Source organism: Leptotrichia wadei (genome assembly GCF_007990545.2).
Lineage (GTDB): Bacteria > Fusobacteriota > Fusobacteriia > Fusobacteriales > Leptotrichiaceae > Leptotrichia > Leptotrichia wadei.
In genome coordinates this window covers 277525-291145 of record NZ_AP019829.2, presented here as the reverse complement: position 1 = coordinate 291145, position 13621 = coordinate 277525, and the positions used below count along the sequence as shown (strand labels likewise).

The 13621-nt window shown below is 28.7% G+C and carries 15 protein-coding genes; 3 read left to right on the top strand and 12 right to left on the bottom strand.

Going from position 1 to position 13621, the window contains the following annotated elements; translation table 11 throughout:
- Nucleotides 1-129: 129 nt before the first annotated feature.
- From FVE73_RS01405 to FVE73_RS01360, 10 genes are all read right to left on the bottom strand, one after another.
- Nucleotides 130-477 carry a hypothetical protein gene (locus FVE73_RS01405; protein ID WP_018499317.1) on the bottom strand — a complete coding sequence of 116 codons (348 nt, stop codon included), beginning with the start codon at nucleotides 475-477 and terminating at the stop codon, nucleotides 130-132.
- Between the two features lie 326 nt (nucleotides 478-803).
- Nucleotides 804-1148, bottom strand: coding sequence for an MliC family protein (locus tag FVE73_RS01400; RefSeq protein WP_051070823.1), 345 nt, complete (start codon nucleotides 1146-1148; stop codon nucleotides 804-806).
- 47 nt (nucleotides 1149-1195) lie between these two features.
- The gene (locus FVE73_RS01395) at nucleotides 1196-1843 is read right to left on the bottom strand and encodes an NlpC/P60 family protein (RefSeq protein ID WP_018499315.1); all 648 of its coding nucleotides are present in this window, start codon (nucleotides 1841-1843) and stop codon (nucleotides 1196-1198) included.
- 227 nt (nucleotides 1844-2070) lie between these two features.
- Nucleotides 2071-2853 (bottom strand): META domain-containing protein, encoded by a 783-nt coding sequence (locus tag FVE73_RS01390; RefSeq protein WP_018499314.1) that lies wholly within the window; start codon nucleotides 2851-2853, stop codon nucleotides 2071-2073.
- A 103-nt stretch (nucleotides 2854-2956) separates the two neighbouring features.
- Nucleotides 2957-3679, bottom strand: coding sequence for an acid phosphatase AphA (gene aphA, locus FVE73_RS01385; protein ID WP_018499313.1), 723 nt, complete (start codon nucleotides 3677-3679; stop codon nucleotides 2957-2959).
- Nucleotides 3680-3716: 37 nt separating this feature from the next.
- Nucleotides 3717-3878 carry a hypothetical protein gene (locus tag FVE73_RS01380; RefSeq protein ID WP_018499312.1) on the bottom strand — a complete coding sequence of 54 codons (162 nt, stop codon included), beginning with the start codon at nucleotides 3876-3878 and terminating at the stop codon, nucleotides 3717-3719.
- A gap of 183 nt (nucleotides 3879-4061) precedes the next feature.
- Nucleotides 4062-5480, bottom strand: coding sequence for an NADP-dependent glyceraldehyde-3-phosphate dehydrogenase (locus FVE73_RS01375; protein ID WP_018499311.1), 1419 nt, complete (start codon nucleotides 5478-5480; stop codon nucleotides 4062-4064).
- A gap of 163 nt (nucleotides 5481-5643) precedes the next feature.
- Nucleotides 5644-7176: a coproporphyrinogen III oxidase gene (locus tag FVE73_RS01370; RefSeq protein ID WP_018499310.1), complete on the bottom strand. Its 1533-nt coding sequence runs from the start codon at nucleotides 7174-7176 to the stop codon at nucleotides 5644-5646.
- A complete protein-coding gene (locus FVE73_RS01365; protein ID WP_018499309.1) occupies nucleotides 7177-8001 on the bottom strand; it encodes an undecaprenyl-diphosphate phosphatase in 825 nt (274 codons plus the stop codon).
- Between the two features lie 133 nt (nucleotides 8002-8134).
- Nucleotides 8135-8953 (bottom strand): Cof-type HAD-IIB family hydrolase, encoded by an 819-nt coding sequence (locus FVE73_RS01360; RefSeq protein ID WP_018499308.1) that lies wholly within the window; start codon nucleotides 8951-8953, stop codon nucleotides 8135-8137.
- Between the two features lie 391 nt (nucleotides 8954-9344).
- Between FVE73_RS01360 and FVE73_RS01355 the strand changes: the two genes are divergently transcribed.
- From FVE73_RS01355 to FVE73_RS01345, 3 genes are read left to right on the top strand one after another with little or no spacing between them, the layout of a single operon-like run.
- Complete coding sequence (locus tag FVE73_RS01355) at nucleotides 9345-10883, top strand: dynamin family protein (RefSeq protein ID WP_018499307.1); 1539 nt, start codon at nucleotides 9345-9347, stop codon at nucleotides 10881-10883.
- A complete protein-coding gene (locus FVE73_RS01350) occupies nucleotides 10884-11657 on the top strand; it encodes a hypothetical protein (protein ID WP_018499306.1) in 774 nt (257 codons plus the stop codon).
- A 14-nt stretch (nucleotides 11658-11671) separates the two neighbouring features.
- Nucleotides 11672-11956: a hypothetical protein gene (locus tag FVE73_RS01345; protein ID WP_018499305.1), complete on the top strand. Its 285-nt coding sequence runs from the start codon at nucleotides 11672-11674 to the stop codon at nucleotides 11954-11956.
- A gap of 135 nt (nucleotides 11957-12091) precedes the next feature.
- Here FVE73_RS01345 and FVE73_RS01340 read toward each other — a convergent pair whose 3' ends face one another.
- Nucleotides 12092-12805, bottom strand: a complete 714-nt coding sequence (locus FVE73_RS01340) for an ABC transporter ATP-binding protein (protein ID WP_018499304.1) — start codon at nucleotides 12803-12805, stop codon at nucleotides 12092-12094.
- Between the two features lie 48 nt (nucleotides 12806-12853).
- Nucleotides 12854-13612: an ABC transporter ATP-binding protein gene (locus FVE73_RS01335; protein WP_018499303.1), complete on the bottom strand. Its 759-nt coding sequence runs from the start codon at nucleotides 13610-13612 to the stop codon at nucleotides 12854-12856.
- Nucleotides 13613-13621 lie beyond the last annotated feature (9 nt).

The window sequence follows — 13621 nt, the reverse complement described above, 5'->3', positions numbered from 1 at the left end:
TTTCATTAATTATTATATCGTAAATTTATTAAAGAAAAATGAGAGTCACAAACAACAACATCTATTGCTATACAATTATTTTTTGTTCTTTTTTTGCCTATTTCTCTCTTCTTGTTAAATGCACGAATTTTACCATTCAGGATAAATAACTCTCATATCTTCAGGATCTATGAATACTGCCTTTTTCAATTCCACATCATATCCAATGCAGATAGTTTCATCACAAATAGAATTTTTTTTCACTGTTGCTTTTTCAACAGATGCTTCACTGTCAGGCTCCTCAGAAGAACGTACGATTTCATACTCTCCATTTCCTGTTTTTCTTATTTCTAACTCTGTATCTTCCGAAACTATGCTTCTATTTAACAGTTTTTCCTCATGTAATTTTCCATCTGTATTAAATTTTAAATCAAGTCCTGCCGCTCCATAACTTATTGCTCCTATTAGCAGTATTGCTATTAATAGCATTTTTTTCATACAAATCTTCCTCCCTGTTTATTTTATTAATATTATACCATATAATTTTTTAAAAAAAATACAATTATAACAATTTTAGTTTAAATGTCATATTCTTATGATTTATTCATCAATCCTTGTATTCCTTGCCTTAAATATGCTTATCCATTTTTTAATTATTTAAATTTTAGTTGATTTTTGAAGTAACATAAATTGAAATGATTGATTTGTCTTGAATTTTTTGGCAAGGGGATTAGAATCCCCTTGTTAATAATAAAATTAATTTTAAATTTATAAATTTAAACTGCTGAATTGATTTATTGCTATTTTTTGAATAAAAAACTGCATTACTTGACTAAAAGACAAGAAGTATTTCTTCCATTTTGTGTAAGCATCATACGATTTCCCTTTATATGAATTTTGACATTTTCATCGCTATATTTTTCTCCATTTGAAGATACAACCCTATCCAGCTGCCATTTTTTATATGTTTTCATATCCAAAAGCTGAACTGTTTCATCTGTAATATAATTTACTGTATATATTTTTTTATTGCAATTAAATTTTTTAAATACAAGTTCCCTGCGTTTATCATTTATAACAGGATTTTTTCTTTTAACAGCTCCATTTAAAACATACCCTATTAATAATATCCCAAATAACATTATTATTAATTTTTTTGATATTTTCATAAAAATTCCTGCTCTCCCTTTTTTATTTCCAATAAAGCTCAAAAATATTAAACATTGTGAACTCTTACTCCATATCTGAAATATTTTCTCCAGTATGGACTCTTTAAAGATGACATTACAACCCCTTTTGAAGAGGAAGCATTGATAAATAATGTGTTACCGACATAAACTGCTGTATGACTCGTTCTATTTTCTGGTTTAAAATAAACAATATCTCCCGATCGTAAATTTTTAGCTGAAACTCTTGTCCCTTGTTTTACTTGCTGTGTTGAAACCCTCGGAAGCTCCTTATTGAAAACTTCACGATAAACTCTACGTGTTAATGCTGAACAATCTATACCCCTTCTAGAATCTCCTCCTAATGCATATCTTGTTCCACGCCATTTGCTGTAAGAAGTTAAAAGTTTTTTTTCTACAGTCGCTCTTTTTCGTTCTTGAGCCGTTCCTGAAGTCATTGCCTTTCTATGTCTTTGCCTTAATTCTGACATTTTTGTTTCAACAAGATCACTTTTATTTTTTGCAGAAACTCCATAAATCCCACTATTACCACTACTATGTGTTTTTTTTACATTTAAAGGTTTATGAGATGTTTTAGCTTTTACTGTTTTTTTCCCTTTTGATGTTTTTGCATGAAGATTTGTCCCTACAAAAGTTGATAACATACATATTGCAGTCAAAAATTTATTTTTTTTCATATATTTTTTTTATTCCTTTCAAAATTAATTTTTATAATGTTTTTATTGTATTATTGTATCATTTTATTTTAAAAAAGTATACTAAATGAATTTAAAAATTACATTAATTAATTCATAATTTATAAAAAGGGGGCAAGACCCCCTTGTTGAAGAATAATTATCTGATTATAATTCAAAATTTATATTTAATAAATCTATTTAAAAATATGATTGCTCCATCTATATTTCTATTGGTAAATTTTTTCAAATATCAAAGTTTTACCTTTATCTGTTGTTAAGACTAAAGTTTTTTGATTAGATAATTTAATTTTTTTAGAATTTTCTAAAAGTTTTAAAAATTCTCTTTCAATTTTCATTAAATTTTCTGGTCCTGCCATTTCTGTTGAACCAAGAGGACTAACCTTAATATTGTTATTAACTATTTCATATTTTCCAAAATAGTTATTTATTCCTGAATTACCATTTATTCCATTTTCATTAAAAGAAAGTGTAATATTATTGTCATTTTTTGAAATCAATTTGCTAATATCTTTTCCATCCATATTCAAAAGTTTCCAACTTGTATTTTTCAACTTTTTATTTAATGTCAAAACTTTAAAAGTCCAAACTTCCTTCTTATTACTCAGAGTCAAAGTACTAGTATTATAACTTATTTTTGGAAAAGATTGTAAAATATCAAGAAAATTTTGTTCGATATTCATCAAATTTTCTGGCCCTGCCATTAAAGTTGTAGCTACATCAGCTGATAAAGTGAAATTATTTTTTACCGTATAATCTCCAGAATAATTATTTATCCCTGAAAATCCATTAATTTCATTTTCTAAAAAATTAATTGTAATCTTAGCTTCTTTCGGAATTACAACATTTTTCCCTTTTCGGCTAACTTGTGCCAATTCCCATGACGTTCCATTTAAATTATAGACATTTTGTTTTTTTGAATATGCACTTAAAACAAAACAATTTAGTAAAAATACTGTAAAAATTCCAATTAAAATAGACATCTTTTTCATTTTAAATACCTCTTTTCTGATTTCTTTCTTTCTTTTCTAATTAAATAATATCACATATTTATTAAAGAAAAATGAGAAAATATGAATTTTTACTTTTTTAGTTTTACCATGCTGAATTTATCAAAACTTCTTCTCCATAACCACCATTCATCTTTTGCGGATTTGTAGAATTGTAAGCTCTTTGAACTCTTATTCCACGTATTCCTACTTCTCTTGCAGCTAAAATATCATCGTCACTATCACCATAATGGATTGAAACATTATGTTTTTTAATGTAGAATGATTTATCGTATTTGTAGCCACCTGTTGGAGTATCGGCTGTATATTCTACGTAAACTTCCTTTGGTAAGTCAAAATATCTTTGCAATGTTTTTGACAATTTTGTTGAAGTATAGTTTTTATCTTTTGAATGTTTTGTTCTTCCTGTGATGAAAAATACGTTATCTCCTCTTTCCAAATGCATTTTAATTAAATCTTTTGCAGATTGTTTTGGAATTGAGTGTTCATCTCCATTCTCAGCCACATAATCCCAAAATTTCTGATTATACAGATAACTTACCGCTCCTCTTTTATCTCCTGGAATTTGGAAATGATATTGCCCATAATTAAAGTAACCGCTTGAATGCAGCAATGTATCGTCAATATCAAAGCTTACATTAATTGGTCCTTTCCCTTCCAAACTTTTCTTAATGTCGTCAACAGATACAAAATGAACAGCCTTCTGAACTTTATCTGTTGAATAAAATCCTTCGTGAGTATAAGGAACTTTCGGTCCTGCCGCAAATATTACAGATGCAGCAAACAAAAATAATAATGCTTTTTTCATAACATTTCCTCCTATATATTTTTTTACAAATTTTTTTCTATCTTATAGGTTCACAGCCTATAAATTTTCCCTTTGCCGTATAAGTACATAAATTCCCTGCTTTTTCTCTTCCATCACCTTTAGGAATTTTAAAATAAGAGCAGCTTGTAGATGATAACACTGTTAAAACTAATGTTAGAAGCATTGTTGTCTTTTTCATGAAAAACCCTCCTCTAATGAACTTTTATACTAAATCCTATTTAAAAACAAAGATTATATTTTAGTTATTTGGTAATATTTTGACTCTTGAAAAAATCATAACTAATTTGATATTTAAATGGGAATAGTATTATTTAAAATTTAAAAAAAAGATGCTTTCACGAAAGAAAACATCTCTTCAATTTTATATATCAAATACGATAGATTTAACTCTTGTCATGCTTTCTATACTGTATTTTATCCCTTGAACTCCTGCTCCTGAACCTTTGATTCCTAAAAATGGGAAGCTGTCAGGTCCTCTTTGAGTCTTGTTATTTATATGTACTGTTCCTACTTCTAATTTTTCAGCGATTTCAAATGCTAATGGGAAATTTTTTGTAAATACTGCTGATTGAAGTCCGTATTCTGATTTATTTGCAATTTCTACTGCTTCATCTACAGATTTTACTCTAATAATTGGCAATACTGGTCCAAATGGTTCTTCCCAGGCAATTCTCATATCAGTTGTTACGTTGTCAAAAACTACTGGCCAAATTAGATTTTTTTCTCTTTTTACTGTAGTCAATGCTTTTGCACCTTTTTCCTGTGCATCTTTTATTAATCCTTCAATAAAGTCTGCTGATGGAGTGTCGATTACTGTTGTAATGTCAGCATTGTCAAAAGGATCTCCAACAGTTAATTTTTCAACTTTTTCTTTTATCAAGTTTGCTAATTTGTCTGCAACTGAATCCATTACAAGTACTCTTTTAATGGCAGTACATCTTTGTCCAGAATAGCTAAATGCTCCTGCTACGATATTTTTAGCGGCATTTTCCAAATCAGCATCTTCTAGCACGATTCCAGCATCTTTTCCACCTAATTCAAGCATAATTGGACGCATTCCAGCAAGTTTTCCAATTTTTTTCCCAATTGGCGTACTTCCTGTAAAGTTTATAAAGTTTACTTCTTTATGCTCAATCAAATAATCTCCAATTTCAGAACCTTTTCCAGTTACAGAGTTAAATACTCCCGCTGGAATTCCAGCTTCTGCAAATACTTTTGTCAGTAATAATCCACTAATTGACCCTTGTGTAGGCGGTTTGAAAATTACTACATTTCCTCCAATTAAAGCTGGTGCAATTTTAGATGCTGACAAGTTTACTGGATAGTTAAACGGTGCAATTGCAAGTACAACCCCAACTGGCTCTCTTTTTACGGCTCCATATTTTCTCTTGCTTCCTGCTTCAAATCCGCCACCATTTACAAATTCTCCAGTGATTCTAAGCCCTTCTTCAGCGGCGTATCTAATTAAATCAGCAGTTCTCACAACTTCTGAAATAGCGGCTTTAATTCCTTTTGCCACTTCCTTTGCCAAATTTTCCCCAATTTTATCTTTATCTCTTTCAAGAATATCTGCAGCTTTATTCAGGTACGCAGCTCTTTCTACAGCCGATAAAGCTCTCCAAGCAGGTAAAGCCTTTCTAGCAGATTCCATAGCATAATCAACATCTTCTCTTGACATAGCTGGAACTGTTCCAAGTTCTTCCCCATTTACAGGCGAATAAATAGTTATTGTATTTTTAGAGTCTTTCCATTCTCCATTCACTAAATTTTGATAATTCATCAAAATACCTCCTTATTTTACATATCTTTTATTATACACTTTATTTTATCATATATTTTATATAATTAATATAGTTTTTTTCATATATTTTTTGTTTTATCAATCATTATAACTAATTTACAGTTCCTAAAACATAAATTTATCGTTAAAATTTTGAATATTATTACAGAAAATCTTTTTTAAATACTCTTTTAATTTCAAACTTTTTCTGTTCCAGCCGATCTTTCAGCTCATTCATCCATACCAGCGGATCTTTGGGATTTACAAGCCTTTTTATATTATATCGATTTTTTTCTTCGTCAAACCAGATAAGTTTTGTAATCGCCCCAGCCCCAATTCCAATAATTGTCTTATTTTCCTCAATCATTTCAATATTATAGATCGACTCACATCCATTTAATGAATATCCAAGATTTTCTCCCCATTGAAAACTGTTTTTCTGGCGATACATATAATATGGAAAAAGCCCTTTATTTTTAGTAATATTTCCAATTTTTTCATAAATTTTCCCATAATCCAGCACATCTTTATGAGCATAATTCTCCTTATTAAGACGGCTTGCATTTTTTATTGCCAAATTATGAATTGTCAGATTTTCCATGTTATACTTTGAAATTTCGTCCATCGTATACAGAATATCTTCTGTATTTTCACGCGGCAGTCCCAAAATCAAGTCCATATTTATTTCTAATCCAAGATTTTTAGCAATTTTGTAAACGTTGTCAAACTGTTCCCTATTATGGTAGCGATTTACGATTTTTAGCGTCTTTTCATTAAAAGACTGGGGATTTATGCTGATTTTATTTACTCCATAATTTTTAATAACTGATAATTTTTCCTCATCCATCGTGTCAATTCTTCCAGCTTCAAATGTAAATTCCTTTAAATAATCTAAATTATAATTTTCCTTTACTGTTTTTAAAAGTTTGTCAATTTCTTTTGCTGTTAAAATCGAAGGCGTTCCTCCGCCAATGTAAATTGTGTTAATTTTTAAATCCAGTTCCTGTGTTAATTGCCCAATTTCACGGATTTCATGATAAATTGAACCTATATATTCATCATATCTTTCGGCATATTTTCCACGTAGCAGGTAGGCTGGAAATGAGCAGTATGAACATTTTGTAGGACAAAAGGCAATCCCAATATAAATTCCTATTGTCTCCTTGTCTAAATATGGTGCTTGACGTTTTACAATGTCTAGCAGAAGTTTCCGCTTTTCATCACTTACAAAATATATTTTTTCCAATATTTCATCAATTTCATCATAACTCAATCCCATTTTTAAAAATCGTCCCACAATCTTTGTAGGACGTACACCTATTAAAATTCCCCATTTATATTTATTTTTTTTATCAAACAATTCCATTAATGAGGCCTTTGCCATAACTTCTGCCTGATCAAAATATTCATCATTTATCTTCTTATGTGAAAATGTCACTTTTTTTAAGATTTTGCCACTATTTTTGTCAATCAATGCTGTATTTACAGTAATTAATTCAGCATTTTTATTTTTATTATTTTCTAGTTTTCCACAATCTTTTGAAAAGTTTTCCACATTTTTACCCTTTTCAAAATTTACATTAATTTCCACATTATTTTCACTATTTTCAAAGATAATGCCATAATTTTCAGGCAGAAGTACACGCACAAATTCCTCAAGTTTATTCTGATTAATCTCAATATTTGCTCTTATCATCTATTTTATAACTCCTACAAAATAAAGTGCCAGTACAATTATTCCAAGAATGATTCGATAATATCCAAATACCTTGAAATCATGCTTTTTAATATAGCTCATAAAGACTTTAATAACGGCATAGGCAAATATAAATGAAAGTACAAAACCTAATGCAATTAAAAACCATTCATACCCGCTTAATGCTGTTCCCAGTTTTACCAGTTTTAAAAGTGTTGCTCCAAGCATTGTCGGAATTGCAAGGAAAAATGAAAATTCTGTCGCTAAAATCCTATTTAATCCAAGCAAAACTCCTCCAATAATAGTAGCAGCGGATCTTGAAGTACCTGGAATCATCGCAAGGCATTGAAATAGCCCCACTCCAATTGCAGTTTTTATAGGCATTTGAGTAATTGAAGTAATTTTACCTTCCTTTTTTTCGCCAGATTCCAGCCAAATAAGTATAACTCCGTAAATAATCAGCGTTATTGCCACAACTACTGAATTAAACAACACTTTATCAATAACATCATCGAACAAAAGTCCCAAAACAACTGCTGGAAGTACTGCAATCACTATTTTTATCCACATTTGAACAATATCCATCCGCTGACTTTGACTAAGCCCTTTTGCAAACGGAAAAATTCTTTTCCAGTAATACACAACTACCGACAAAATTGCCCCTAGCTGTATAATTATCTTAAACGCATTTGCAAATTCCTCATTTTTCGACAATTGCAAAAATTGATCTACAATGATCATATGTCCTGTGCTGCTGACAGGTATAAACTCTGTAAGCCCTTCCACAAGACTTAAAATAAATACTTTAATAATGTCTATGAACATAATAATTTCCTTTCCTTTTTATTTACACTGAATCCCATTTGAATTTGAAAAAGTTTTATCTATTTCTGACAAGAATTAAGACTCCTTGGCGAACAGAATTTATAACAAATCTCTTATTCTAATGGAAATAGTATTATATTTCAAAAAATTTCTCAATTACTGTTTTTAATCCATGCTCCACATTTGAAGTTGAAATAAATTTAGAGATGCTTTTGATTTCAGGAATAGCATTTTCCACAGCCACAGGCATTCCCACAAGTTCCAATAAAGGCTTGTCATTCGCACTGTCACCAACTGCAATCATTTCCTCAGGTTTTATATTTTCAATTTCTCCCAATTTTTTCAATGTTTTTCCTTTATCCACATTTTTATTTGCAATTTCCAAGAATATAGGCTTTGAAATAGCGATAAAATAATCATTCCCGTGAACTTTATTCATATGTTTTTCTGCCATTAATACTTCTTCAGGCGTTCCAATAATCATACATTTTGTAGTTTTATCAATTCCTTTTTTTTCTAATTCTTCAAGCGAATCAAATTTTTGGAATTTCATTTTACATTGATCTGCTTCATACATTACTCCTTCTGTTGCCTCTGTCCCATAAATCGTATCTCCAACATACAAAATCATCGGAACATTTATTTCCTTTGAAACTTTATAAACATTTTCAATATCCGGTTTATCCAGCCCTTCGTGAAAAATCACTTCATTTGTCTTCATATCAATTAATTCTCCACCGTTAAATGCCAAAACATAACCTTCATACTTATCCATTTGAAGCTCTTTTGCATAATCAAACATAGCATAACTAGGTCTACCGCTCGCAAGCACAAATTTAACACCCTTTTCCTTTTGAACTTTCACAATCGCCTCAATATTTTCGCTTGTTATCCCATGCTCCTCATCAAGCAATGTCCCATCCATATCAGTCGCAATCAATTTATAATTCATAAAATCCTCTCGCTTTCTTTATTTATGTTAATTTTATTAATTCGTTTTCTCCTACAATTTTTAATCTATAATTATTATACAAGAAATAGTAAAAAATGTCTATATAGATTAAAATGTTAAATCAAACAAAAAATATAAATCACAATACTAAAAAAATTGAAATTAAACATTTTAAATATTTTATTTTCTAATTTTACTTCTTATTTCTTCTTTACTTACATATTTATTTTATTACATTTTAATATTCTAATACAAAAAAAAAAAAAAAAAAAAAAACATAATATAATTTTATTATGATATACTCGTATTATATTAAATGTATTTTAATACTAAACTTAAAAATTTGATTTTGAAATAGTTAAAATAGAAAATTATAAGGAGAAGTATGAAAATGTTAAATTTAGAACAGTATATTAGAAGCAATAATGAAGAATTAGTTAATATTCATTGGAATGAAACTATTAACGAATATGTAAAAAGATTAAATGGTTCAAAAATATTATTTAAGAAATTATCAGAAAAGGAGTATTTTAAAAGTTCAAATACTTTAAAAGAAAATATATTTTTTAAAGAAATAAATAGCGAAATTTCAAGATATATTTCTGATTCAAAAAATCCAAGCTATCAAATTGCGATTGTAGGAGCTGTAAAAGCAGGAAAATCAACATTAATTAATGCTCTGATTGGTTACGACTTAGCCAGTACAAATGTAACCCCAGAAACTGCAACATTAACAAAAATAAAAACAACAGACAAAAATTCAATTACAGTAAAATTTTATTCAAAGAAAGATTGGAAAAAAATCTGGAATGATGCTCAAAAAAGTACAAATGCAACTATTTTTAAAGAAGAATTTGATAACTTAAGAGCAAAAGAAATAGAATGTGAAATGTTAGAAAAATCAGATGTTTTTAAAGAATTTGATAATTTAGATTCTATGAAAAATGAAATAAAAAAATGGACTTCCTCGCATGCTAGAGAGCATTATTTTGTCAAAGAAATTGAAATTGGTGTAGAAAAATTAAATCTTCCACCACAAGTTTGTCTAGTAGATACTCCTGGGTTAAATGATCCTGTACAATATCGTTCAAATATTACTTCTGAATATATTCACAGTGCAAATGCAGTAATTATTTGTGTAAATTCCAAAACATTGAGAAATGAAGAAATTACAACGATTTTAGAAGTATTGACAAAAGCTCAGGACAAAAAAGATAAGGTATATATCTTGGGAACGCAAATTGACATTATGAATTCGCAAGCTGACTGGGAACAACAACAAGAAGAATGGTTAAAACACTTAAAAGAAAAACAATTTTATGGAAGTTTAGAAATGGCTAAAAAGCAATTAATTGGAGTTAGTTCATATTTTTATTCAAATGCTATAAAGTTATCATCAAATACTGATATTGATTCATTGGAAGATGTTCTCGATAATTTAGTAAAAATAGAAGAAATGTCAAAACAAGAGAGACGTGAATTATTAAAATTATATAATAAAAATAATCTTACTCCTAAAGATATTGACCAAATAAAAAGAAGATTAATTAATTATTCTAATATAGAAATTTTGAAAGATAATATTCAAAATAAACTAATTTTGGGATTTAATGAAAGTTTGAAGATTGATTTTATCAATAGGTACAATTATTTAAAAAATAAAATTGAAACATTTAAAAATGAACATATTGAAAAAATTCAAGGAAATATTAATAGTTTTACGCAGAGTGAAAATGAATTAAAACAACAAATTTTACAAAATGAAGAACAAAAAGAAAATCTAAAAAATTTAAATGAAAAATTAAAATTAAAGATAAAAGAAATTACCCAAGCATTTAATACAGATTTTGAAGAATTAAATACAAATTTTAATGAACTTATGAAAAATATTAGAAAAGTCAAATTTGAAGAAGAAAGTGAGGTTAAATAGATGAAAAAAAACAATTTAATCAAGAATCTAATTGAATATGTAACAGAAAATGCAGAGGCTATTGATAAAATAATTAAAATTGGTGAAAGAATAGTAGACTGGTTTAAAAATATATTTAATATTGGTGATACTCCAAGTTATGATAAGGATAATGCTACTATTGATGACACCAAAAAAATTAATAAAATTCTACAAACTTATATTAAAAATTCTCTTAATATTTCGAAAGAATATGATGATATTTCAAAAGAGCAGATAAATAAGTATTTTTCGCAAATAAAAAACGGTTTAACAGATATAAACGAAATATCTCAAAATAATACCGAAAATTTTGACAAAGTAATTGAAGATTACATTTTTGATAGCTTAGAACTAAATAGACAATCTACTTTAAAAAGTTTAGATAAAATTTATTCAAATAGAATTAAAGATGCTTATTCATTATCTAATGACGAATTACTTGATATTCTAAAAATGGAGAAGGGACGAGAAAAAAAGAAAAAAATAAACGAATTTTCAATAAATACTTTAAAAAATGCAAATAAATTCCTATTTGATGAATTAAAAAGTTCTATTAGTCAGCAACAAAATTTAGTTGATAAAAAGTTAGAAAATTATATGAATCTAAGAGAAGAAGAGACTAAACGTTCTATTGAAAAAATCAATGAAATTTTAAATAGTATTAAAACAGGAGAAAAAGAGAAACAACAACTAAAAAATAGTTATGTAGAATTACTTAATGAAGTAAAGTTATTTGATGAAATATTTGCATAGTGGAAAGGAAAAATGTGTTAGAAAATTTTTTATTTTTCTCTAAAAAAGAAGGAAAAGATTTAGAGAAAAAAATTTTAATGAGATTAGATAAAATGATAGTAGAGCAAGAAATTATTAATCAAAGAATAAATATGTTACAAGAAATTATAGATGTCTCTAATGAAAAATTAATGAATTATCAAACTAAAGAAAGCCAAAATATGTATGGGATTTTAAATCAATTATTATTGAAAGATGTATTGGAAAATTACGATGAAACGTTACAAGAATTAATAAGGAAGCATAATTCTAAATCATAAATTTGTTAAACTGGGATTTCTCCCAGTTTTTTATTTTTCAAAATTCATACTTTCCAAAAAAATTCTTCAAAATAAAAACCATCTCAAAAAAACCATAAACTTTTCAAGACAGTTCTTAAAAACAAATATTCTTTTTTATCCTCCCAAATAGGCCTTCTTAATCTCAGGATTTGTAAGCAGTTCCTTCCCTGTTCCTTCCAGAATGATTTTTCCAGTTTCCAGAACATATCCTCTATCTGCGATTGAAAGCGCCATATTGGCATTTTGTTCTACCAACAATACAGTTACATTTTCTTCCTTGTTGATTTTTTCAATGATATTGAAGATTTCCTGTACTAATAACGGCGCTAGTCCCATTGACGGCTCATCCAGTAATAATAACGAAGGATTTGACATTAAGGCTCTTGCCATTGCCAGCATTTGCTGTTCTCCTCCACTCATTGTTCCTGCCAACTGCTTTTTACGTTCAGCAAGTCTTGGGAATAGCGAGAACATATGCTCCATGTCTTTTTTTATTTGATCTACATCATTTCTTGTGTATGCTCCCATTTCCAAGTTTTCCAGCACAGTCAGCTCTGTAAAGATTCTACGACCTTCTGGAACGTGTGCCATTCCACGGCTGACAAGCTTATAAGCATCAGCATTGGTTATATTTTCTCCACTCAAGGAAATTTCTCCTGATTTTATTGGTACAAGCCCTGAAATAGCGTGAAGTGTGGATGTTTTTCCAGCTCCATTTGCACCAATTAGGGAAACGATTTCACCTTTTTTTATTTGAAATGAAATGTTTTTTATAGCGTGGATTACGCCATAGTAGACATTTAAGTCATTTACATTTAAAATATTCACATTTCCTCCTTTTTGCTAATTTTATTAATTTTGCAGCTCAAATTTATTTTATTCTCCTAAATAAGCTGTGATAACTTCCTTATTATTCTGAATTTCATCTGGAAGCCCTGAAGCAATGATTCTTCCAAAGTTTAGCACATATAATCTTTCACAAATTCCCATTACCAGATCCATATCATGTTCAATTAACAAAATTGCAATTTTAAATTTATTTCTTATAAAGCTAATTGTATTCATTAATTCCTTCGTTTCATTCGGATTCATTCCAGCCGCCGGCTCATCTAGCAGCAGCAATTTAGGATTTGTAGCTAAAGCTCTTGCTATTTCCAGTTTTCTTTGCTGTCCATAAGACAAGTTTCCAGCAGTAATATTCGCCATTTCAGCCATATCAAAAATATCCAGTAAATCAAGCGCCTTATCAGTCACTTCCTTTTCTTCCTTCCAAAATCTAGGAAGTCTAAAAATCGCTTCAAAAGTATTATAACTCATACTGTTGTTAAATGCCAGTTTTACATTGTCTAATACGCTTAGTTCCTTAAAAAGTCTAATATTTTGAAATGTTCTGGCAACTCCTAAAGCAACTATTTGTGGAGTAGTTTTTTTATTTATACTAATCTGATTTATAGAAATATCCCCATCTGTAGGTTTATAAACACCTGTAAGCAAGTTAAATATTGTTGTTTTTCCAGCTCCATTCGGTCCAATCAGCCCAACTAGCTCGCCTTCTTTTATTTCAATATTTACATCATCAACTGCTCTTAGCCCTCCAAAAGATATTCCCAAATCTGTCGTTTTTAATAATGACATATTTATATC